Genomic DNA, 22,974 nt, shown 5'->3' on the forward strand with positions numbered 1-22,974 from the left:
AGGGTTTGTTTGATTAGTCTGCGCTTGGCTTTTCACAACGGAAGAAAATGAAATTAGGGTTGTTCTTCAAACGCTGATAGGTAGCTTCACAAACGGATTTCACTTTTTCATCCACGTTACCTTCGGTAATACGAGATATCTTTAGCCCAGACGCACTAATTGCCTCACTGATTTCCATCAGAGAGCGTCGATAGAAGCTCACTTTGACCGGCGTACCGACCGTATTCCACTCTTCTTCGATGGATTCTCGTTCAAAGTAATTGCCCGAGATCGAACATTCAAAATCTGCAAAAGGGTGGTGGGTTGAAAATACGATGTAACCACCGGGTTTAAGAACTCGATACACATCTGAGAAGACTGGTGTGAGATCTTCGATATAGTGCAACACTAGAGGGCAGACGATGACGTCGGCGCTACTGTCTGACTCCTGAGGAAGGCCTTTCGCAATATCCTGTACGTAAGCGCTGACTTGATCGCCCAGTTTGGCCTGAACAAGATCGATCATATCGCTAGACGCATCAACACAAGTTAGTTGCTTCACCGATTGGCCGATAAACCACTCAGCATACACGCCGGAACCGCAGCCCATGTCAACGACATCAGCACCTGAAAGGTCATCGAGGAGCTCCATGGTTGAAGGGCGTTCTAGCAAGGCGTTGTAAATGTTGTCCTTGACGACAGCATCGTACTGTTTAGCGTGTTTGGTGTACATTTCAGACATGATAGAGACCTTTTGTGTGAGCAGTGAATCCGCTATAGGAGGGAAGCGTATTGTAAGCGCGAACGCCTGGCGTGAACAAATGTTGATCTTTTATTGATCGCGTAATGAATCGATCGCGGCGTGAATGGAATCAAATTGAATCTTTATAATACAAACTTGAGCTTTGCTAAATTCATGTGCCTGAATTAGGTCGGTTATTTCGATCAAGTCGTATGTTTTTGGCGTCATGTTTAACCCGATTGTTTCAGAGTCTGATGCCAGTTGGAAACACCTTCCAGCAGAATCGATGACCAAATCGTTGGTGTCGAGTATCAGTGATTCTAGCTCTCGAAAAAGCATATCTTGTGAAGCGAGGTAAACGAGTTCGTTATCACCTTCGAGCTTAAGAAAAGCGGGCCATTGGATCTCATTGTTCTCGTGGTTGATGGTATCTATCAAAATGAATTCCTTTGATTGACTGGTCTAGACAAATTAAAAGCAAGAAGGTAAGTAAACTATTGCTGGTGTTGCTTAACGTGGCCTGACATCATTAATTATCGCGTTATACCTTAAAAGTAAAAAGCGCACCACTGCTTGGGTGGGGCGCTTTTTATCTGTTGATTGAGCGAGAGTGTTAAACGCGTTCAGATGTCACAAACTTTTTGAAGAAATCCGATAGATCAATGGTCGCAAGATCTTTGAATTCACCGGCATCATAGAAACGACCTTTACAAGTAGGGCAACTTTCAAACCAAATATGTGGCTGTTTTGGGTCGACGAGTCTCAACATCTGGTTGTTTGGGCAAATTGGGCATTGAATACGATCGATTGCGTTGTACGCTTTGCCAATTTCCTCATCACCATTGTCGATGACATCTGCAAGTGGCTTCATCGCTTCGATTTCATGGGCATCTAACCAAAGCCCTTTACAATCAATACATCTTTCCACATCACCTAGCGGTGTCTGAAGTTGCTCAAAGTTAGAGTCACATTTTGGGCATTTCATGTTTTTACCTTTTATCCAATCTGAATATCGTTTTGCTGATTATTGTTGTCTTTGATTACCCGCGAAGTCGCTATGTGCGATGGAAATACACTCTAGGCATAATTCTCGGGAATCTCAGTGTTTATTGTATAATTTCCCATTATATCAAACAGTAAGAATGCAAACGAGTATGTGTGCATCAAAATGAGTAATTGGACAATTGAGGGTTTGAAGCTCAGAGATTCAATCTTGCACTGGAACTACTCAAGCTTATCTAGCGCTTGGTAACGATCAAAGTCCACTTTGTTGTAGGTGCCTTCATCGATCTTAATGGTGTGAAACTCTGCCTCACCTTCAGAGTTGATGAAATTGACTTCAAGCCACACCTGATCGTATTCGTCGAGTAACCAGACACGCCACAGCAAGTTAGAATCGATGACACGTTGGTAAATTTCATAGGTGTCGTACAGATGGTGATTCACATCCCCAGAAGCGCTCTTTAGATCGTTCGGTAGCTTAGTGACTTGAACGAGGTAATCCAATTCAATCATGTCGCTGACCTCTGTTTAATGTACTTGGAGTCGAGCTAGCCAGCTCGGCGGCAATATGACTAATACAACGTACTGCTGATTGACTGACAGCAGAAAGCTGATAAAAGCCATGTATGACGCCTAAATATCGCTCACAATGCGCTTCTACACCATGTTTCAACAGCAGGCGGTAAAGCTGCTCACCTTCGTCTCTTAATGGATCAAATTCTGCTGTGATAATAGAAGTTGGAGGTAAACCTCGAAAGTCACCACATAGCAGCGGGTTGAGTTCAGGGTTTGCATCAATGTGCTCTGGACTTTTATCACCAAGATACATATCAAAGCCAGATAGCAGCATTTTGTCGGTAATGATGTAGTCGGTTGCATTGGCTTTGTAGCTGGCCGATGAACCATGTGGATCAAGCATTGGGTAAATGAGAATCTGGCGCTCAGGGAGCCAGTTTTGTCTTTGCTTAAGGCGCATTGTTGTCACTAATGCGAGATGGCCGCCAGCACTATCGCCTACCAAGGAGATACGTTCAGTATCACCACCATATTTCGAGCCCATTTCTCGGATTGCGACAACGGCATTGTAGGCATCATCGTGAGCGGCAGGATAAGTGTGCTCTGGCGCCAATCGGTATTGAACGCAGATCACCACATTGTTGGATTCGGCCGCGAGTTGACGCAACTGCTGTTCATGGGTGTCAAAGCCTCCACTGATAAAGCAACCTCCGTGAAAGTAAATCGTTATCGGCAAGTGAGAAGCGTCGCTGGGTCTGAAAATTTTGAGCGTAAGCCCGTTAACGATATCGATATACGCCTGCGCCATCTCAGGGCCTTTGCCTGCCAGCTCAACTGTTGATTGATAACCGGCACGCCTTGCTTCAACAGGTTGCTCTGAAGGACAAGGTTTTCCAGCGTCAATGAATCCTTCAACCAGTTCTCGGATACCTGACTCCAAGTGTTCAATCATTATTATTCCTTACTGCTAGATTGCATAGTCATGATTCTAATTTTATAAATTTAATATGTATATACATACAGTTCGGCTTTTGGGAGAGAAAAGCCTTAGGTGAGTAAAGGCAAAGTAATCTCAGCTCTCAAGAGGTTTCAAACAGATCGCCCTGAGCCGCCTCCAAACTTCGTCGATGATGATAGGCGCTACCCTGCGGAGTTTCATGAGAGTCAACGCCATGACCATGTTCCAGAACCGTCTCCACGGAAAAGCTGGTGATCACGATTTCACCAATGTGGTCTAGCTTAGAGCGAATATTCATGACGCAGCGGATAGAAGAGCCATGTTGGAAGCTGATTTGTTTGCTCAGAACATCTTGTTTGAAGCTGATATCTTTCATCGTAAAGCTGATGTTTTGCCCTTGCCAGATGCCTTTCCATCGATAGTTGCCTTGCCTTAATACTGGCGAAACTATTTCTATCACTGCATCATCTATGGTTTGCATCGGTAGGCGGTGAGTAGGTAAAACATATTGCTTAAAGGCGGATCGGCTGATGTGGGATTCGGGCAAAGCTTCCTCTCCGGATTCAGTGAGACTGTTGACGCCTAATTGGATCACTTTCGGATAATTGTCTAAGTGCTTAAACAGGTTCGAGCGACGAGTAATCACCTTGTAGTTTTCGTTAACAACTTCTGCAACTTTGGAAATGGTTTCAGGTGTGACATTGTCAGACTTTACTTCAGCTTTGAGCTTTTCGATTCTCAACTTGCGCTCTTCAATGCTTAAACGTAGCTCTTCTTTCTGGAGGCGTTCAAGCTCAGAGTCTGATTTTGGGAGAAGAGGGAGGGCCAGTGAGGCAATACCGACGATCACTGAAAGCATGCCAGCATTGGCATTAGCTACCTTCCAGATATCGCGCAAACCGCCTTCCTGATGAGCTTCACTTTCTATCAGAATATTCTCTTCTAGTGCGTTAGCAATTTCCAACAGTATGGCAATGATCTCACACTCACACTGATTACGTACCATTGCATCCATGGAATGCGAATGATCATCAAAATAATAATGCACCTGAAATTTGCTTGCTAGCACCTGTTTATCCATACAGTTATTTTGTATTTACCAATACAAGATACGGACTAGATTTTCGATTTCAAATGCAACAGCGTGATTATGTTCAAAGTTTGGAATAAAGATAGAAAGTTGATCATACCGAGGAGGAATTTCTATGAATGATAAGAATTCTGATTTTACGTTTTGTGGTTACTTCAAAATAAAACTCCACACGATAATGTGTGGAGTTTAGATTTGAGCTAGATGTCTAAAGCGGCTTTATGCAGATTTAGGACACCTTATCCAACTTTGGGGAAGGGGTGTCTTCCTCCGTTTGATCGGAGAAGATCTCTGCTACTGCGCTTCTTTCCAGCTCCCCTTGTAAATTGCCTTCTTCATCGACCACAGGGAGTGAGTAATCACAAGAGATACTTTCCATCAGGACTTCTTCAATGGCAGCATCTGGAGAAATGGCTGGTACTTCTTCGTAGATCTCTTCATTGAACTCTTTACTTGATGTGTCCTTTGCCGCATCTAGTAAGCTCTCTTTGGTGACGATACCCTGATAGCCTTCTTCGGTCACATGATAGGCGTAGTCTTGCTTGATGCCTTTCATTTGTTTGATAGCTTCTTGAATGCTAGTCGCAGTAATGCGATATGCTGGAGGCTGCATTACCGTTTCTACGGTCAGAGCTCGTGCACGGTTGACATCTTTCACGAAGGCCTCAACGTATTCATCTGCTGGGTGGAGCAGGATTTCGTCAGGTGTTCCTTGTTGAACCAATAAGCCATCCTTCAGAATGGCAATGCGATCCCCGAGACGAAGAGCTTCATCAAGATCGTGAGTGATGAACACAATGGTTTTATGCAACTTCTCCTGTAACTCAATGAGTTGGTCTTGCATTTCACTGCGAATCAAAGGGTCGAGCGCTGAAAAGGCCTCATCCATCAATAAGATTTCGGCGTCAGTGCACAGTGCTCGTGCAAGACCCACCCGTTGTTGTTGGCCACCGGATAATTGCGCAGGGTATTGGTTTTCGTACCCTTTCAAACCAACCGTTTCTAACCATTGCTCGGCTTTGGTCCGCCTCTGGGTTTTCTCTACGCCTTGAACTTCAAGGCCGTAAGATACGTTTTCCACGACAGTTCTGTGTGGTAACAAACCGAAGCGTTGAAACACCATCGACATCTTATGGCGACGAAACTCTTCCAATTGCTTCTGATTGAGTTGCATAACGTCTGTGCCTTCAACCAGAATCTGTCCTTCAGTTGGGTCGATGAGGCGATTAAAGTGACGGATTAATGTCGACTTACCTGAACCTGAGAGACCCATAATGACGAAGATTTCACCTTTGTTGATTTTAAGGTTGATATCCTTGAGGCCGACGGTATGCCCAGTATCTGCAAGTACTTCCTCTTTGCTGTCGCCGGCTTTCACCCGTTCCATAACCGACTCAGGTTTGCGTCCGAAAACTTTATACAAGCCACTAATTTCAATAAGAGGTTTAGTCATGTTTCATGTCTCCTAGGTGAGCTTGAGTACGTTTTGCGTAGGCTTGCGATGCTCGGTCAAACAGAATCGCTAAGGCCACGATAGCAAAGCCATTGAGCAGGCCTAGGGTAAAGTATTGGTTGGTAATAGATTTAAGTACAGGTTGTCCTAGACCTTTTACCCCGATCATCGATGCGATAACGACCATCGATAGAGACATCATAATGGTTTGGTTGATCCCTGCCATAATGGTTGGCATGGCAAGTGGAAGTTGAACGCCCCATAGTCTCTGTTTGGCACTGGCTCCAAAGGCCGTTGCTGCTTCGAGTACTTCTTTATCGACCAACCGGATTCCAAGGTTAGTGAGACGAATAACGGGAGGAATAGCGTAAATTACGACGGCGATCAGCCCTGGAATTTTACCAATACCCAACAGCATGACCACGGGGATTAGATAGACGAATGCTGGCATGGTTTGCATGATATCCAGCAGGGGAGTCACCGCTGACTGAATACGATCGGAACGTGCCATTGCGATACCAATAGGGATTCCGAGGGCGATGGAAAGCAGTGTACAGACGGTGATAATACTCAGCGTACGCATGGTGTCTTCCCACATGCCGAAGTAACCGATGAGTATCAGCGACACGAAACAGCCGAGTGTTAGTTTCCAGGAGCGGCTGGCGAGGAACACAAGACCGGTACAAATAGCAAGAATAATGACCCAAGGTGTTGAAAGAAGCAGTTTCTCAAACCAGATGAGAAAAGAGAGGAGCGGGTCAAAGAGAGATTCAATGAATTCTCCGTATTCTCGAGAGAATTCTCGATAAGCACCATCGAGTGTTTTTCTAATCGCTCTTAAATCAGAACGTTCCATTTCAGGAAAGCTGTTCAGCCAGTTTTCTGTAGACATCATTTAATTCCTTTTAAAACCAAAGCCAGACAAGGCTGGCTTTGGAGTACTGCATATCAGTGATAACGTCTTGTTAAAGCGCACTTTTTACTTTGTTAGCGACGTCTTGAGAAACCCATTTAGTCCAGATTTGCGGGTAATCTTCCAAGAAGTAATACATGGTTTCTTCACCATCCGCTTGGTTGTCTTCCATCCACGCTAGTAACTGGTTCATGTCAGCATTGGTGAAGCCACGTTTGGTAAAGTATTGATAAGCGTCTGGTGCACGATTAGCGAAGGCTTCGGTTGTAATCGTGTGTACTGGTGATGGTGGGTACATTGTGGCTTTAGGTGCATCGCAGTCGGCGTTGGTGGTACAAGAGATAAACTCTTTTTCATCGACACCACTACCAAAATCAACTTTAACCATGTCATATTTACCGAGAACAGCTGTTGGTGCCCAGTAGTAACCAAACCATGGTTCTTTTCGCTCATAAGCTTTTGCTATGGCGCCCGATAGGCCCGCACTTGAGCCGGGGTCAACAATGACGAAGCCAGAGTTATCGAGTTTCAGTGCTTTAAATAGGTTGCCAGCGCTAATTTGACAGTTCCAACCGGCAGGACAGCTATAGAATGCTGATTTATCAGGATCTTCAGGATGCTCAAATAAGTTCGCGTGTTTTTTAACACCTTCAATGGTTTTCATTTCAGGGTACTGTTTCACCAAATAAGACGGAATCCAAAACCCTTCTTCACCGCCATCAACCAGTGAGCGCCCTGCATAGCGAAGCCGCTTCTCTTCAACACCTTTATCTAGAGCATCTTTAAGGCTGTTACTCCATAGCTCAGGTGCGACATCTGGTTGACCTTTTTCGATCATAGATGTGCCTGTTGGCATCGTATCGCCTGGAATAAGCTCGGCTTCACAATCGTAACCGTGTTCAAGAATAAAGCGGTCAATGTTGGCAATTAGGCTGGCAGAGTTCCAGTTCATATCAGCGATGGTGACCTTGCCACATTCATTGGCAGAAGCATGAGAGATAAAAGCGGCGTTGGTGGCAATGAGGGCTAACACTGCAGTTGCGTATTTCATTTCAAATTCCTTTCTGAAGTATACAAGCACAGATTAGTAAAAAATTAATTAGTGTTCAAATGATTAATTTGTGAGTATCAAGAAGTGAGATGTTGGTTTAGTGGCTAATTTTCAGGTTTTGTAGATAAAATGAGGGTTTTAGATAAAACTCTCTATTAGAGAACTAAATATAAGGGTGCGAATCACTTACTGAATCATCCGTTGACCATACATTACGGATATCCGGCCAGCCCCAATTGGTGAGCTCGACATCCTTAAGAACACCATGAAAGCGCAAGGTTTGGCGGTGATGGAAAAGTGGTGTTAACCAGTATTGATTGATCAATGCGGAAGCTATGGGCTCCAAAGCATCAAGATATTGATTTAGAGGCGTTTTTGAACGAAGTGTATTGAGCGATTGAGTGAGCCATTGTTTTGAGTCTTGGCCAATACAGCTTTGTAGAACCGGATTATGGTACAGGCTGCTAAAAGCGGAAGCGTGTCGATTGTCATCTAAATTGATATTCGTAATGATCATGGACTGGTTGAGTTGTTGATTTTGAGCCAGTTCATTGAGCTGTCGGTAGGAGTATGTTTGAACTTGAACATCGACTCCTAGTTCAGCGAGAATAGCTTTGACGGCAAAAGCACAGTTTCTTAGCACTGTATAGTCGTAAACAGCAATGTCGAGTTGCTTTGGCAATTCAACACTGGGTGCCTCGGGTCGAATAACTGGATGCCACATCGGTAACATATTGTGTGCTATTTCACAGCCAAATAATGTCTGATTTGATTTGAGCTGTTCAAACACACGCACAGAACTCAAGTGTGAAGATAGATAGCGCCGCTGAGCATCATTCAGTGTGGTGGAGGCTATTTGATTGAACAGTATGAACATACAGCCGTCTTCGATACGTGACTGCTGAGTATCATTGCGGACCTTAATGTCGACAGCATGAGAAAGGTAATAATGACACTCACGGCTTTCCTGTGCACCTGGCTGATTAGTCTGAATCTGTTTGTTCGTTAATTCACTTTCATCTAGCTTCCAGATAGTCACTTGATCCGTGAGTGCTCGACACCCGTAAAATCGCTCGAATGCTTCCAAACAAAGGCGGGTCTGTGAATGTTCACTTACTTGAAAAGGCCCGGAACCAATCACAGCATAGCTGTGGGCATTATTGACTTGGCTGGTGGGTTGAATCGAATATTTGACACCTGAGATCAGGCCCCCAAACCCTTGATCGGGCTGTGAAAGCTGGAAGATCACCTTGTTCGCCATTGGAGACGTCACGCTGACTAAATGGGCTAGTTCACTTTGATAATTGACCAGTGTTGAAAGTTTAGCAAACAGGCTAACAATACTGTCTGCATCTATGGCTGCCCCGTTATGGAAAGTGAGTGAAGGTCGAAGATAAAACGTCCATTGGTAATGTGTTTCATCATAGTGCCAATGATGAGCAAGCTGAGGTTCAAGGTTACCTTCGGCATCACTGCTGACCAAGCAACAGTAGATTTGGCGTAATAAGTATCGCTCGCTGGAACGCTGTAGTTGATGGGGAACGAGTCGTTCAAAAGAGCGTTTGTAGGTTAATTGGATATGGAGCAGGCCTTCTCGAAGTGAGGCCCCTGATGTGCTCTGTAACAGACGCCCAAATGCAGTTTCATCGTTATCGAGAATACCCAAGGCCTTTTCATACTTTCCTTCCAATATGCGCTTCGCCGCCAGCTGTGACTTCAGCTCATTCAGTGGATGATTGAGTAACAAACTGGAGCGTTGGTTTCGGCCCACCTTTGGAACCCACTCCAGCCACTCAAGCTGTTGCATCTGGTTGATTAAATTTCTTGCATGACGAGGGCTAGTGAACAGGAGTTCAGCCACTTGAGGTAGGGCTATTTTGATTTCTTCACCCACTCCTAATGGCTCGAGCCGGGAGTAGTAGCGCAACAAGGTTAAATCTGACACAAGGGCTCCAGATAGTAAAAATAAGCACAATACAAAATAATCATTTCCCTATTTTAATAATAAAAGTGAATTTTCGTTTCATTTAAGGCTGTTAATGATTTTATAGGGAAGTGATTAAATAAAAGTTCTCGGTTTTTCTGTTCCTATTATAGAGAAATAATAAGCAGGTCAACACAGGATTAAGAGAGAAAAGATGAATTACAGCAAACAGAAGCCACTAGTCTGTTATTACTATGAGAGATTGGAAAAAGCGGACTCTTGGCTGGAACGTTCCGCTATTTTGGCTTTAATACATCTTTGCCATTGGTAAGTGGCTAAAGATAGCAGCACAGCCAAGCAACATGCTCCAAAACCCCACTAACATGATTGGCCGTGCTGCTCTTTTTATACCTTAGGTAAGCGATTACCTCTTGTGATGGAGATATTTACTTTATCGCTAACCCCTTACCATTGAGGTAAGGCTTGATGTGTGGACGGCATTCTCCGGCCAGTTTCCCCGTCACTTGTTCAGACCATGTGCTCTGTTTCTGGTTGCTGCTTCGAGCGGCATAGTAAGTTTGCATCGTCGTATCGTAGTCTTCAATATCTTGAAGGTTGAGAGGCTGGTATTCATTCTCATGTACGATTACGTGCGCAGGTAGGCGGGGTTTGATTTCAGGATCCTGATCGGGGTGACCTAAGCATAATCCAAATAAAACAGCGCTATTGGCCGGCAAGTTAAGTACGTCATCCACTTCTTGAGCGCAGCTTCTTAGTCCACCGATGTAAACACCCCCTAAGCCCAGAGATTCTGCAGCAAGCAAGCAATTTTGAGCCATAATGCCGCAATCTACTGCACCAATCAGTGTGAGTTCAGTAAATTCAGGCTTTACTTTCGGGTTTATCTCAAAATGCCTCTGATAGTCAATACAGAATACAAGGAACTCAGCAGCGCTTGCGACGTATGATTGATCTCCTGCTAAATGCGCTAAAGCTTGACGCTTTTCGTTATCCGTCACACGGATAATAGACACGACTTGCAACATGCTGGAAGACGAAGCAGCAAGGCCAGATTGAATAATGATATTGAGCTGAGATGAGTCAATGGCCTGATCGGTAAATTTACGGATAGAACGGTGAGACAAAATGGTGTCTATCGTTGGTGTCATGGCTGAGTCCTTTATTCTTTATATAAGTTGCATGTGCAACATATCTAGTATCTTATTGAAAGTCGAGTAGAGATCATGGAGTTGTTACTTTTCTGTTTCGCAGCTATTGTTCACATCTGGATGAAGTTTTGAAAATGAATAGAAATAAGAAGGGGTTATGAAAGAGTTAGTGCTACATACAGTGACTGTATTTATGGGTTTTTTCGCTATCATGAACCCGATTGCTAATATTCCAATTTTCCTTGGGCTGACCAGTGATGAGGATCGCCAGACGGTAAAGTCGATAGCCTTACGCTCAGTCTTAATCGCTTTCGGGATAGTTTTTGTCTTTGTGATCTCCGGAAAGTTAATTTTCGATTTGTTTGGCATTACCTTGTACGCATTGCGTATCACTGGTGGTATCTTGGTTTTCCTTATTGGTTTCAATATGCTGCAAGGAAACTCAACTCATTACAAAACGAAGGAAAAAGCCTATTCGCCAGAGCAGCAGCAAGCGGCTTTGAGTGTGGCTGTGTCTCCTTTAGCGACCCCGATACTGGCTGGGCCAGGAACGATTGCAACGGCGATGAACTTCGCGACAGCTGGTGGCTTTGATCAGACCATTATTACCATTGTAGCCTTTGGTGTATTGTGTGCCATTACTTACGTGTTGTTCTTGTTTGGCAATAAGCTGGTAAAAGCGGTGGGTCCGAGTGCATTGAATGTAGTCACCAAAATGATGGGCTTGATCTTGGCAGTGATTGGTACTCAAACGTTAATAGAAGGTCTAGTCGAAGCCTACAAAACCGTTTTGGCTTAAATCGTTTGAGTTATAAAACTAAGGCCACCCAGTAAGGGTGGCTTCTTTCATTAAGCTCTTTTTCATTGAGCTCTTACTATATTCCCATTTAAGAGTTAACGCAGCAGCCATCGGGATATAACTCTTTTGTGTTTGGTAGGTTGGCTGCATGATAAGCTGAGCCTTGCTGCAGCTGAATCATTATAAGGCTTGAACGATAGCTAATAACTGTTGGTTGAACGCTTGGTTAGTTACTACGCCTTCCTCAATGTCGAAATTGTCGTAAAAGTTTGGTAGTGACAGTGCACCTTTTACATCAGCAGCGAAGTAGGGAGCCGAACCTTGAGCTGTGTTCAGTACACTGCTTGCACCGCCAGCACCTGGAGAGGTTGCTAAGAGAATGACAGGCTTATTTTGGAATACTTTCATATTGATACGTGAAGTCCAATCAAACAGGTTTTTATACGCTGCAGTGTAAGAACCGTTGTGCTCAGCAAAGGAAATAACCACGATATCTGCCTCTCCAATGGCTTTAAAAAATTGTTGTGCCTGTTGTGGGGAGCCGAGTTCTTTTTCTCTGTGCTCACTAAAAATGGGCATTTCATAGTCGTTGATGTCTATAAGTGAAATATCTGCGCCTTCTATCTGTTTCGCCGCGTAGAATGCCAATTTTTGGTTAATTGAATGTTTGCTGCTGCTTGCGCCAAAGGCTAATACTTTCATCTTCATGTCCTCACTTACTCTTGGTGTTGAGTTAACTATAGTTTGATTCCTTTAATTGATTAATAGGGCAAATGTGTAATTATTATTTCCATATGACTTGTAATTAAGGTGTAAAATGAAAACGAATCTGCTGGATGGAATGGTGATCTTTGTTTACGTTGTGGACACAGGAAGTTTCACTCAGGCTGCTCAGAACACTGGCCATTCTACTTCTTACATCAGTAAAGAAATCTCTAAGTTAGAAGAGCGTCTTGGGGTTAGGTTGATGCATCGCACCACCCGTACCCTGAGCCTAACTCCTGAAGGTGAGCTGTATTATGAAAGCTGTAAGCAGTTGGTCGAAAGCGCAGAAGATATAGAAAACGCATTAGGTGGCAAACAAAGTGAGCCCCAAGGGCATTTAAGAATCAGTTGCCCAGTTAGTTTGGGGGTGGTGGAATTGAGCCCGATGTTAGCCAAATTTATGGCTCAATACCCGAAAGTGACCTTTGAAGTAAACTTAAGCGATCGCAGAATTGATCTTGTCGCTGAAGGGATTGATGTTGCGGTGCGTGCTGTACACAGAGCCGAGGATTCAAGTTTAATCAGTCGACGGATAAAAACCACAGGCTCTGTGACGGTGGCAGCGCCAAGTTACCTTCGAGCCTATGGAACACCAAAGTCTCCTATAGAGTTGTCCCAACACAAAGCTATTACTTATAGCTACCAAAAGAATCCTAATTTATGGGAGTACATTGACGCTGATGGAGAAGCCATCAAAGTCGAAGTAAATAGCGTTTTTTCTGCCAATAGCCCTGATATGGAAATGAGCATGTGCCTCGAAGGTGTTGGTATCACTCGCTTACCAGAAGAACATGCTCGGGATGCAGTTGCGACAGGCCGATTGGTTGAGCTGTTCAGCTATCTTCCCAAAAATAAAATCGACCTTTGCCTTGTCTATCCGAGCCGTAAGCATATGTCGGTGAAGGTTAGGACCTTTATTGATTTTATGGCAGAGAATTTCACTTAAATCTAGACAAATAATGTAGGGAGGCCAAGCCTCCCTTGGTCATAGAGCTTTGTAAAGTTGAACTCTGTCGCCGCGGTTAGTTCCGCTTATATAGACTCCTGTGATCTGGCTGGCTTGTGTGGCCGTTGAAGGGCTCCAGTCCAGCGTAACACCATGAAATGCCTGAGCAGCACTGGCTGGTGTTCCGGTTTGAGTGAGCACATATCCTAAGCTGGTTGAGTTCCAGTGAGAGGTGGACGTTTTTTCCCATTCCTCAAGCAGCTCTTTGGTCACCAACTGCGAAGCAACCTTTAACTTTGGGCCTGAGATATTGGCGAATTGGAAGTAATCTACCCCACTCCGATTAACAGTGATGGCTTTGTCATTTTGGACAAACAGATTGGTTGTCTGACTCGCATCGAAACTGATTTGTTTGGTCACTTCTCGCTTAATATTGTCTAGCAGGTAGACGCTGGTGGCAGTAATGACTACAGTGAATTTACCGTTGGGAGACGAGTCCATCAGCTTGGCTTGGCCATCAAGGTTTATTGAGTCGAGTTGCTGAGTATTTGGGCTTTTATCTGTCCAAATAACTTTGTTCTCTGAGGCTAGCGCCATCACTATTTGCCCGCCTGCAGCGAAGCTAGCATTTAAAACATCGGTAACATTCAGCGCTAGCCTTCCCGTGAGAGTCTTAGTGTCAACAAGCTTAGGGGGAGACTGGCGGTTATCAGAAATAATCAGAATTTCATTATCATCTTTAGAGAAGATAATGGTTTTTTCGTCAGAGCGTAATGTGTAGGTGATGGGCTCCATATTGAGTGTAGTAGCGTCTAAGCGGCGCAACTGGTCTCCATCCGCATTCAGGCCATCGTCTAGTTTCGCTATGATAATTCCCTGCTGATAAAGAGCATGCATCCATTCAAAGTTGTCGTTGTAGCAAGAAGAAGCGGACAGTGGAATGGTGGGTGGTGTACTTGGTAGAGTTACGGGAAGATCGCTACCAGAAGCGCCTCCATAGGCATCAATTTTCAATTTTCTTGATGCAGTTTTGCTAGCGACGTTGGTATTAGGGTTGCCGGTCTTATCCTGAAGGCTAGTTAGGAAAATACCGTTACCACCAGTGGTGTTGCAGACAAAACTTTGGTTCCGAATTCCATTGGGCTCGTACAATTTATAGGATTGAACACTGTTAAGGGCTGGAATCACTTCTTTCAATGTGTTGGAGGTGTCTTGCTGATATCCAGGAAGTCTGTTGGCATTGCCGCCATAATGGTCATCATCGTCATGCTCATCTTCATCGTCGTCATACGAAGAGATACTACGAGAGCTAAATGATGAACTTGAAGCACCGACTGCAACCGATTGTTTTGTGGCCGTATCCAGCTCTCGGACATTATCGCGTGCATCAACGTAGATTATTCTGCTATTGGCAGGGTTAAGGGCGATCGATTTCATAGCGGCCAAGCCAGCATCACTTTGTGACCCATGAATTAACAGTGAACCATCAAAACTGACGTGGCGTGATGTTTGAGCTGCTAGATCTATTGCGGAAAGATCAAGCGTCTTGTGTTCAATCATTGCATCAAGAGCTTGGGCAATATTCACCATTGGCGAACTGCTTGAACCCTGAATCTGAGCCTGTTTAAGTGATGCCATCAAGAGGTTTGTGGCTTGTTGAGGACCATGACTGACGTCCACCGATGTGAAGTCGACATCGACGTATTGGCCCAGTACGGTTTGTAAGTAAGCTTTTGATTTTTCAATATTACCACCGGTCACTGGATTGTATAGCATCTCACTGTGGAGCAAGGTTGTGAACGGAGAAATGATACTCAATTCTGCTGGAGAGGTTAGTATGGCACCATTGGCATTGAGCATTCTTGAATAACCGCTTGTCAGCGCGACATGTTTTTCATAGTCACTACAACTGCCATCTAGGTCGGTATCTGCACATGAGGCGATATTTTGATAGCTGTAAGTGCTGGCAATAGCAGTGGATGATGAACTACCTGACTCTCCGCCACCACCGCATGCGGTTAGAGCTATAGCACTAGATACAGCAAGGGCTACGCTGCATATTGTTGTATTTTTAAGCATGTTTGACCAATAGTTTTGTTAATTAAAATAATACCTAGCATTTGCCCCTGTTATTTAATCACTATGTAAAATAAAAGATCAAATGATATTGATAATAAATATCATTTAAATTAATATCGCCGCCGAAATTTAGATTAGACCTACAAATTTAAGGAGTATCCAGCGGTGAAAATGCTGACCAAAAAGCTCAGTGTCGGGGCGATTTCTGTGGCGCTTTTCGGCTGTGGCGGAGGAAATGAATCTGACCCAAAACTGACTTCAAATGAGACGCCTGCAACAGGCAACTCTGGCTCAGTATTATCTGGTGTGGTACTCGATGGTTATCTTTACAAAGCGAATGTTTGTCTGGATAAAAACAACAATGCGGTCTGTGATAGTGGAGATGGTACAACGGTTCAGACGGACAAGTCGGGTCAGTACACATTGCCTTTTGAAGGCAACGTCGAAAATTACAAGTTGCTGGTAGAAGCCATTGCCAATGTGACGGTTGACATGGATAACCCCAATCAAGCTGTCACTAAAGGTTTCACTCTGGAAACGCTGTCATCACAACCTCACATTATTAGCCCGATGACATCAATGATTGCTAGCTTATCCTCCAGTTCTGGAGTGGCATTTGATGAGTCTGCTGAAAGCCTTGCTAGCGAGCTAAGTGTTTCTGCCGATGTGCTTAAGTCTGATTATATCTCAGGCGACTCTCAGGCAAGCCGAGATATACACATGCTGGCGCGTGGGATTACTCGTGTACTTCAGTCCGCACAGGAAAGCTCTATCAATGATGGTGTGAGTCAGGAAGCGGCAAGAAAAGGATCGATTCAAAGATTGGCGAATTTAGACGCCGCGCAACTAAAGCTTCGTACCGATCAGTTATCTCATGGCGCGAGCAATACGGAAGAAGCGTTAGCTCAGATCGGTTCTGATTACTATGAGCATCTTAAAATTAAGCCAGAAGACTTAGATGGCGACAAAATTCTAACCAGACCGAGAGCACCACGCGGCGGGGTCGTCAATGACGCTGCTGACACGTTTGATTGGCAATTTGTTCCGGGTTTCACAGAGGTTAACGCTTACGAATTCTCGTTAGATAGAGGCCAAAGCTGGCAACCAGCAACGTCAAAGCCCATTAATGTTGGTGCTGCGGCAAGAAGTGTTGGTGATGTTCAGGTACGTATCATGGCAAAGTCAGAAAGATCTTTGGCATCGGGTATGGCGCTTTTATCGACTCAAGCGTTCACTGCGACGCTTGTACCTGCAGCGCCGACATCTTTGACACTCAATGACGCTGACAATAGCTTTGACTGGCAACACTCGGTAGATTTTCAGCTTATCGCTCACTATGAGTACACACTGGATGGTGGCAAAAATTGGCACGATGTAGTGAGCAAACCACAAAACATCGCTGATATTGCGATTCCTGTTGGAGACTTAAAGCTCAGAGTTAAAGCTGACCCAAATTCAGGCCGCCCTGCTGGATTGGTGGTCAAATCAGAGACTGCGATGACGGTCACTCCTGATGCACCTGTCGCTCCGGTTTTAATCTCCGCGAATGATGATTCAGATATTCTTGCTTGGGAAAACGTGTCTGGTTTTGATAACGCGGCTGATTATGAAATCAACCTTGGTAGCGGCTGGCAAGATGCGTCAGCAAACCCTTACCAAATTGGCAATGTAAATATTCCAGCTAACACCATTCAATTGAGAGTGAAAGCAAACCCGATTAATGGCCGTCCGGCTGGTCAAAGTCTGGTGGTGAGCAGCGTGTTTAACAAAGTGTTGAACAAGCCTATTGCACCGACGCTTCCAGTCATCAACGATGCAGACAACCTTCTGAACTGGACGAGTGTTGATGGTTATCCGAACGCGGAGCAATACGAATACTCACTTGATAGTGGGATCAATTATCGCCCCGTGACATCTAAACCCCAGGCTATTCCGGATGAAGCTTTCAAAGTGGGACAGGTCTGTGTACGTATCAAAGCATCAGCCGATGACGCAGTCGGTGAAAATTTGTGTTCAGACAAAGTATTCACTGTCACTCCGAGCACGCCAAGCGCGCCGACGAATGGGCTGGTTAATGATGCGTTAAATACGTTCAATTGGGATTGGGTCGATGGTTTTAATTCGGATAGTGATTATGAATATCGCGTCGACGGTGCAGCTTGGACAACCGTTCAGAGCAAACCTCTTCAACTTGCAGACAAAGTTTATGCCGTTGGTAGTTTAGAGGTTCGTGTTAAGTATGATCCCGTCACAGGACGCCTTGCTAGTCCTGTTTTGTCAAACACCAAAGCTCTGACAAAGCAACCAGATGCGCCAGCGGCGCCAACAGGTGTGGTGGTAGATGACACCGCTGATACCTTGGATTGGACTTTTGTCACCGGATTTACCTCATTGTCCGACTATGAGTGGTCAATGAATCAAGGAACTGATTGGGCTCCAGTGCTAGAAAAACCTGTAGTAGTAGGCGATGTCGCCAAAAGTATCGGTCATGTTCAAGTACGCGTTCGTGCTAATAGTGAAAACGGCATGCCAGCGGGCGCACAAGCCAGCAATGACACTGTATTCACAGAGCTGCCAAAATTGCCAGCGCTGACAGGTGGAAACATCGTTGTAGGGAGTGACCAAGCCAACACCCAGTACCCCAACTTAATCTCTTGGAACTTCCTCTCGACCACGGTTGCTGATAAAGCCGTCACCTTTGATAAGCCTGAGTATTATGAATTTACGGTCGACCAAGGTGCTAGCTGGAAACCTGTTACATCGGTTCCTCAGTTTATCGGTACACAGGCTTATGAGAAGAGTAACGTCGGCCTGCGTGTTAAAAAGAACGTATTTCCAGGTTTGGAACACCCGGCGAGTGAGATTCTTTGGGCATCTAGCTTAGAAGGTAAGTTTGTTGCGATTCAGTATCTTCCGATGGTGAATTTTGAGCAGGTTGCGTCTTTTAATGTCGATGGTTGGAAGTTTTCAGAAGCGGCTTGTTTGGCTGAATACAGTGTACAGGGAACAGGAGAGCCAATTTTTTGGAGTAAAGAACAGGGCGCTAGTGTTGAGGCCAATGAGCAAGGATATGCCGATCTAATCGAGAAAGTACAAGATTCAACGGTGTGCGGAATTAGCCAGTGGCAACTACCGAGCGCCGATGAGGTTAAGCTATTGACGGCACGTCAACCAGAGAGCTTACCTCTGGGGGTGGATGAGTTTGTTATTGCGCAGAATGTTTACGCTACGGTAACGGCTAAGGCTGGGAAAGTGGTGGCTTACTCCAAAGGGGAGGAAACTTCTGTTAGCAAGTGGAGCAAGTCAAGGCTGCATATGAAATGGCTACTTGAGTCTGGCCAGAATTTACTAGCAAAAGTTGAACCTGAATTGTCTAGCTTAATTGATCTAGAAAATAGTCAAACCGCGGCAATCCAGCAAAGTGAAGGTTTACTTCCAACTTGGTTGAATCAGATTCAAGGCCAATCCCCGAATTATGGAGCATTGCAGTCTGAAGTAAGCACTCGTAAAGCACAGTTAGAAAGTGACCTTAATACTTGGCAAAACAAGATAGCTCAATTTGATACGTTCTTAGCAGGCATAAGATTTGATGCCAGTATGGCGAAGCTGCGCACTGACGCTGATAGTTTATCGTTTGTCGGAAAAGTAGGAGCTTTTGAAAGTACGCTTTCAACGTACAAACACAATTTGGTTGCGATTGAATACGCTTTGCGCTCTTATCAATTAGTTCACGACCTTGCTGGTTTGAAAGAAATGGGCTTGTCTGTGACTCAAAACCGAGCAGCTTTGGATGCGGCATCTACCGGTGAGGCGTTGTATTTAGCTTCTCTGGAATTATTAAGTACAAACTACGTCTACCAAGCTAAAAATTCTGCGTTTAGTCAGCTAGTGGAAGCTTTGCTCGAACTTGAGAAAAGTGTGGATGAAAAATACCTTGGCCTCATCTCAGCTGCATCCCTTTTAGTTGTAGAATCTAATGCGTCGTTGAATGAGCACGACAACTTGTCAGTGATGACTATTGCTAAAAACGGTTTAAATCAGGCTCATGCTTCAGGCTACTCAGTTGATCAAACCCGAGCCATGATTGATAGCCGTTACGCAAAGTTAGACCTTCTCGGTAGGTATATGCCAGCGGCAAGTACATATGCGCAAGGTTGGCGTTGTGTCCTCGATGTCAGTTCAGGTAGCAAAAACAGAGTTTGGACCCTATTGCAGGACGGAAAAATAGGGGGAGATGATCACGTCGCGTACAACTTAACAGGGACTGAAACGAAAAGTTTAAACGGTTCTGGCGGGTATCTAGAGCTACGAAGCAGTGGGTCACTGTGTGGTTTTAGTGATTGGAAAGTACCGAATCTACTTCAACTCAAGATAATGGCAACGGTAGCGGAAGAGAAAGGGGTAACCTTAGACTCAGCGGTCTTCCCACATCATCCTAAGTCCCCACTTCCTGATGGCGTTAAGTTTTATTACTGGTCTGATGCCGAATCGAGCACAGGAAAGCAGAATGCATACTCTTATGCATCAGATAAATATGAAGAAGAGGTCGAGGCTTTTTCGCACAATTATCACTCGAACAATAATGTCACTTTAGCTCGCTTGGTTCGAGAAGATACGATTCAGGCACGTTGGATTTTCCTCACCAATGATGGGACTACCACATTGAACAAAGAGCTGGCCACCTGTGTAAAAAATGATGCTACCGGAGAAGTTTGGCAATTGTTTGATACTAACGATGGGGATACTCGCTTGGTTAATTACGCTCTGTACAGCGACAGGTTAAGCCTTCAAAACTCTGAAAAAGCTTGTGGCTTAAGCAACTGGCGGTTGCCATCTGTTGACGAGCTATCAAGTTTGATGCCATTGGATGAGACTGTATTCACACATAGTGTAGTAAAGGACCCCTACGGAAGGAGTAAATCCAGTTACTTGAGTAATCAGACAACATCAAAATACTACGACTATCTAGATTTAAAATCAGGTGAGCACGGGCTGAAAGAAAGGGGTTCTTTCGAGAACTCAAACGATTACCTATACCGATTTATCTCAAAATAATAATAACTTTCAGCCCTTTTATTGGGGCTGAACCTTCTCTTTTTCAGGAGTCTATTCATGTTAAATAAAAATAAGCAACGTGGCGCAGCTGCGATTGAATACGCGATTTTGGCAGCGGCAATGTCTGTTGTTCTTCTTTCATTTGTTGGGGGCAGTGATGGCAAGTTGACCAAAGCCATTGTAGGTGCCTACGAGACAGTGATCGAATCACTGGAGCAAACTCAGGATTCTGGTAACTAAACCGACAAGGCTGAAGGAATAATCATGACGGCTAAGCGATTGATGATGTTGTCTATCTTACTGTCTAGCGTAGGCATAGGATTGTTGCTGCTTGGGCAAGATAACTCAGAACATCAGACTAAAGAGCAACCTGAGCAAGTTTTCCAGCGAGTGCTGGTTTCGGGGCAGGATATCGGTGTCGGCGATGTCTACACGCCCAATATGTTTCGTTGGCAATCTTTGAGTGAGGAGCAGCTTTCTGATTACGTCGACTACGTGACGGAAGATGAGATCACTTCCATTAACCTAGCTAGTGGTATTGCACATATTGCAATTAAGCAAGGGCAAGTTATCGCTGCTGCTGACTTGATACCACCACAGGGTGGGGCTTCACTGGCCTTGAAAGTCAGAGCTGGGTATAGAGCGGTATCGGTGCCTGTTGATCAGGTAACTGCCAATTCTGGCTTTGTTCAACCGGGTGATAAAGTCGATATTTTGCTGCTGGGTTCTAAGGTCAGCGAGTTGAAGAAGTACGATAATGTGGTTGAAGGCCTTTACGTCAGCACTATTGCAACCAATGTTCGTATTCTTGCTTTCAATAATCTCTCATCATCTGAAGGATTCCAGGAAAAGCGTCATGACTACGGGGCGAAAATACCGGATAACAGCTCTGTATCACTGGAAGTGACGCCAGAGCAGGCAACACAAATTGTGCTTGCTAACCAGTTAGGCCGCTTGACTCTTTCATTGCGTGGTTCGGGTGAAACCGACTTTTCACTACCGCAAAGCCATACCATCACAACGACTCAGCTGAATCCGGAAAGCAAATTAATTGCTCCGGACGTAGACCTGATTCAGTTACGACCAAACAGCGACAAAAACTAACAACTTCAGGACGAAACAATGAACACATTACTGCGCTGGTGGAGCTTGTTGTTGCTTCCCGGTTGGCTTTTTGCGCTTCCAACATGGGCAAATGCCCTCGAAGTGAACATAAATGAAGCGAAAATGATCCGTCTGTCAGAAAAGGCAAAGTCGATTTTTATTTCCAATACACACATCGCGGACTACCAACCTATGACCAACACCAAAATCATGGTATTTGGTATGCAGGCTGGCACTGCCACGATCACCGTTCTTAATGAGCAGGAACGAGTGATTTACAGCAACAAAATTCGTGTAGTCCACGATACACAAGAGCTGGATGAACTAATCAAAGCTCAGTTCCCTGATGCGTCTGTGAATTCTGAGTCACTCGGTGGCAAGCTGTGGCTTAAAGGGTCTGTACCGACTCCGGCAATGGCGCACAGTATCGTTAATGTGGCGAAAGGGTATTTGTCTCCGATCGTCGCTCCGCAAGAGAGCAATAACAATGACTCTTCAAAAAGCAGTAATTCATCGGAGAGTAACTCTGAAAACCAGCAAAACTCGAATGGTGACGAGCTGATTAACCAGTTGGTGGTGACGATGCCAACGCAAGTTAACATCCGTATTCGAATTGCAGAAGTCTCACGCAATGTATCGAATAAACTCGGCATTAAGTGGGGCTCTCTGGTCACCAATGGCAGTACCGTTGAGAATACGGTCGGTAGCTTTCTTTACAATAAACCTTGGGATGTAAGCAGTTGGGGCAAACCTAACCTAAGTGCGCTGGTTGATGCGCTGGCTTCTACTGGTGATATGTCGATTCTGGCAGAGCCAAACCTGACCGCAATGTCCGGTGAAGAAGCCAACTTTCTAGTTGGTGGTGAAGTGCCAATTCCTCTGATTCAAGGAGACACTGCGACGGTTGAGTACAAGCCATTTGGTGTCAATCTGAACTTCAAACCTATTGTGCTTGGCCCAGATAGAATCAGCTTAAAGGTTGAGCCTGAGGTCAGCAGTGTGTCCGTGGATAATCAAGCGGTTCTAAATGGCAATGTGCTGCCTTCCTTCACGTCACGCAGAGCGTCAACAACGATTGAACTGGCCAGCGGGCAGAGCTTTGCACTTGGCGGTTTGCTGCAAAGCAGTGAAATTGAGCAGCTGCAAAAACTGCCGGGTATGGGGGATATTCCAATTCTAGGTGGTCTTTTCCGTTCCAACGAGTATCAACGCCGTGAAACAGAACTGATCATTATTGCTACCGCTTACCTTGTCGAGCCAACACGAAGCGATAACTTGCCGATTCCTACCGATGCTCTGATTCCACCAAGCGATCTGGAGAGACTGCTGGCGCTGCCTGACGAGGATTTCGTCGGAACCAGTGGCAAAGCAACTTACACCGACAACCGCAAGCCTCGTTTACTGGGCGACAACGGATTTTACTACTGAG

The 22,974-nt window shown here is 44.9% G+C and carries 19 protein-coding genes; 6 read left to right on the top strand and 13 right to left on the bottom strand.

Translation table 11 applies throughout. The features are described 5' to 3' along the window. Nucleotides 1-13: 13 nt before the first annotated feature. The 11 genes from L1D31_RS04625 to nfsA all read right to left on the bottom strand — a co-directional run bounded on the left by L1D31_RS04625 (nucleotide 14) and on the right by nfsA (nucleotide 10,797). Nucleotides 14-721: a class I SAM-dependent methyltransferase gene (locus L1D31_RS04625; protein ID WP_239835896.1), complete on the bottom strand. Its 708-nt coding sequence runs from the start codon at nucleotides 719-721 to the stop codon at nucleotides 14-16. A gap of 90 nt (nucleotides 722-811) precedes the next feature. Further along, the gene (locus L1D31_RS04630) at nucleotides 812-1,159 is read right to left on the bottom strand and encodes a DUF4144 domain-containing protein (RefSeq protein WP_239835897.1); all 348 of its coding nucleotides are present in this window, start codon (nucleotides 1,157-1,159) and stop codon (nucleotides 812-814) included. Nucleotides 1,160-1,334: 175 nt separating this feature from the next. Beyond that, on the bottom strand, nucleotides 1,335-1,706 hold the full coding sequence (locus tag L1D31_RS04635) for a zf-TFIIB domain-containing protein (RefSeq protein WP_045986485.1): 372 nt from the start codon (nucleotides 1,704-1,706) through the stop codon (nucleotides 1,335-1,337). A 239-nt stretch (nucleotides 1,707-1,945) separates the two neighbouring features. Next, nucleotides 1,946-2,236 (bottom strand): hypothetical protein, encoded by a 291-nt coding sequence (locus L1D31_RS04640; protein WP_239835898.1) that lies wholly within the window; start codon nucleotides 2,234-2,236, stop codon nucleotides 1,946-1,948. Continuing rightward, nucleotides 2,229-3,191, bottom strand: a complete 963-nt coding sequence (locus tag L1D31_RS04645) for an alpha/beta hydrolase (RefSeq protein WP_239835899.1) — start codon at nucleotides 3,189-3,191, stop codon at nucleotides 2,229-2,231. The genes L1D31_RS04640 and L1D31_RS04645 overlap by 8 nt, the downstream gene beginning before the upstream one ends. Nucleotides 3,192-3,318: 127 nt before the next feature. Then, nucleotides 3,319-4,266, bottom strand: coding sequence for a hypothetical protein (locus L1D31_RS04650; protein WP_239835900.1), 948 nt, complete (start codon nucleotides 4,264-4,266; stop codon nucleotides 3,319-3,321). A gap of 250 nt (nucleotides 4,267-4,516) precedes the next feature. Continuing rightward, nucleotides 4,517-5,740, bottom strand: a complete 1,224-nt coding sequence (locus tag L1D31_RS04655) for a glycine betaine/L-proline ABC transporter ATP-binding protein (protein WP_239835901.1) — start codon at nucleotides 5,738-5,740, stop codon at nucleotides 4,517-4,519. Next, nucleotides 5,733-6,632 carry a proline/glycine betaine ABC transporter permease gene (locus tag L1D31_RS04660; protein ID WP_239836382.1) on the bottom strand — a complete coding sequence of 300 codons (900 nt, stop codon included), beginning with the start codon at nucleotides 6,630-6,632 and terminating at the stop codon, nucleotides 5,733-5,735. The genes L1D31_RS04655 and L1D31_RS04660 overlap by 8 nt, the downstream gene beginning before the upstream one ends. Before the next feature lie 73 nt (nucleotides 6,633-6,705). Beyond that, nucleotides 6,706-7,704, bottom strand: coding sequence for an ABC transporter substrate-binding protein (locus tag L1D31_RS04665; protein ID WP_239835902.1), 999 nt, complete (start codon nucleotides 7,702-7,704; stop codon nucleotides 6,706-6,708). Between the two features lie 163 nt (nucleotides 7,705-7,867). Next, nucleotides 7,868-9,649, bottom strand: a complete 1,782-nt coding sequence (locus L1D31_RS04670) for an SgrR family transcriptional regulator (protein WP_239835903.1) — start codon at nucleotides 9,647-9,649, stop codon at nucleotides 7,868-7,870. Nucleotides 9,650-10,074: 425 nt separating this feature from the next. Then, complete coding sequence (gene nfsA, locus L1D31_RS04675) at nucleotides 10,075-10,797, bottom strand: oxygen-insensitive NADPH nitroreductase (protein WP_239835904.1); 723 nt, start codon at nucleotides 10,795-10,797, stop codon at nucleotides 10,075-10,077. Between the two features lie 157 nt (nucleotides 10,798-10,954). Here nfsA and L1D31_RS04680 point away from each other — a divergent pair, with 157 nt between their 5' ends. Beyond that, nucleotides 10,955-11,596, top strand: a complete 642-nt coding sequence (locus L1D31_RS04680; protein ID WP_239835905.1) for a MarC family protein — start codon at nucleotides 10,955-10,957, stop codon at nucleotides 11,594-11,596. A gap of 180 nt (nucleotides 11,597-11,776) precedes the next feature. Here L1D31_RS04680 and L1D31_RS04685 read toward each other — a convergent pair whose 3' ends face one another. Beyond that, nucleotides 11,777-12,298 carry an NAD(P)H-dependent oxidoreductase gene (locus L1D31_RS04685; protein ID WP_239835906.1) on the bottom strand — a complete coding sequence of 174 codons (522 nt, stop codon included), beginning with the start codon at nucleotides 12,296-12,298 and terminating at the stop codon, nucleotides 11,777-11,779. A gap of 115 nt (nucleotides 12,299-12,413) precedes the next feature. On the opposite strand from L1D31_RS04685, the gene L1D31_RS04690 reads away from it, so the two are divergent. Further along, nucleotides 12,414-13,307 carry a LysR family transcriptional regulator gene (locus L1D31_RS04690; RefSeq protein ID WP_239835907.1) on the top strand — a complete coding sequence of 298 codons (894 nt, stop codon included), beginning with the start codon at nucleotides 12,414-12,416 and terminating at the stop codon, nucleotides 13,305-13,307. 39 nt (nucleotides 13,308-13,346) lie between these two features. On the opposite strand, the gene L1D31_RS04695 is transcribed toward L1D31_RS04690, so the two are convergent. Further along, entirely contained in the window at nucleotides 13,347-15,386 is a 2,040-nt protein-coding gene (locus L1D31_RS04695; protein ID WP_239835908.1) for a hypothetical protein, read from the bottom strand. Nucleotides 15,387-15,557: 171 nt separating this feature from the next. Here L1D31_RS04695 and L1D31_RS04700 point away from each other — a divergent pair, with 171 nt between their 5' ends. The 4 genes from L1D31_RS04700 to L1D31_RS04715 are packed head-to-tail and all read left to right on the top strand — an operon-like array spanning nucleotide 15,558 to nucleotide 22,973. Next, nucleotides 15,558-20,441 carry a DUF1566 domain-containing protein gene (locus tag L1D31_RS04700; RefSeq protein WP_239836383.1) on the top strand — a complete coding sequence of 1,628 codons (4,884 nt, stop codon included), beginning with the start codon at nucleotides 15,558-15,560 and terminating at the stop codon, nucleotides 20,439-20,441. A gap of 57 nt (nucleotides 20,442-20,498) precedes the next feature. Beyond that, on the top strand, nucleotides 20,499-20,681 hold the full coding sequence (locus L1D31_RS04705) for a Flp family type IVb pilin (RefSeq protein WP_006961609.1): 183 nt from the start codon (nucleotides 20,499-20,501) through the stop codon (nucleotides 20,679-20,681). 24 nt (nucleotides 20,682-20,705) lie between these two features. Further along, nucleotides 20,706-21,545: a Flp pilus assembly protein CpaB gene (cpaB, locus tag L1D31_RS04710; protein WP_006961608.1), complete on the top strand. Its 840-nt coding sequence runs from the start codon at nucleotides 20,706-20,708 to the stop codon at nucleotides 21,543-21,545. A gap of 18 nt (nucleotides 21,546-21,563) precedes the next feature. After that, complete coding sequence (locus L1D31_RS04715; protein WP_239835909.1) at nucleotides 21,564-22,973, top strand: type II and III secretion system protein family protein; 1,410 nt, start codon at nucleotides 21,564-21,566, stop codon at nucleotides 22,971-22,973. The last annotated feature ends 1 nt before the right edge of the window (nucleotide 22,974 follow it).

Origin of the sequence: Vibrio sp. Isolate23 (assembly GCF_022398095.1) — a bacterium.
Taxonomy (GTDB): domain Bacteria; phylum Pseudomonadota; class Gammaproteobacteria; order Enterobacterales; family Vibrionaceae; genus Vibrio; species Vibrio coralliilyticus_A.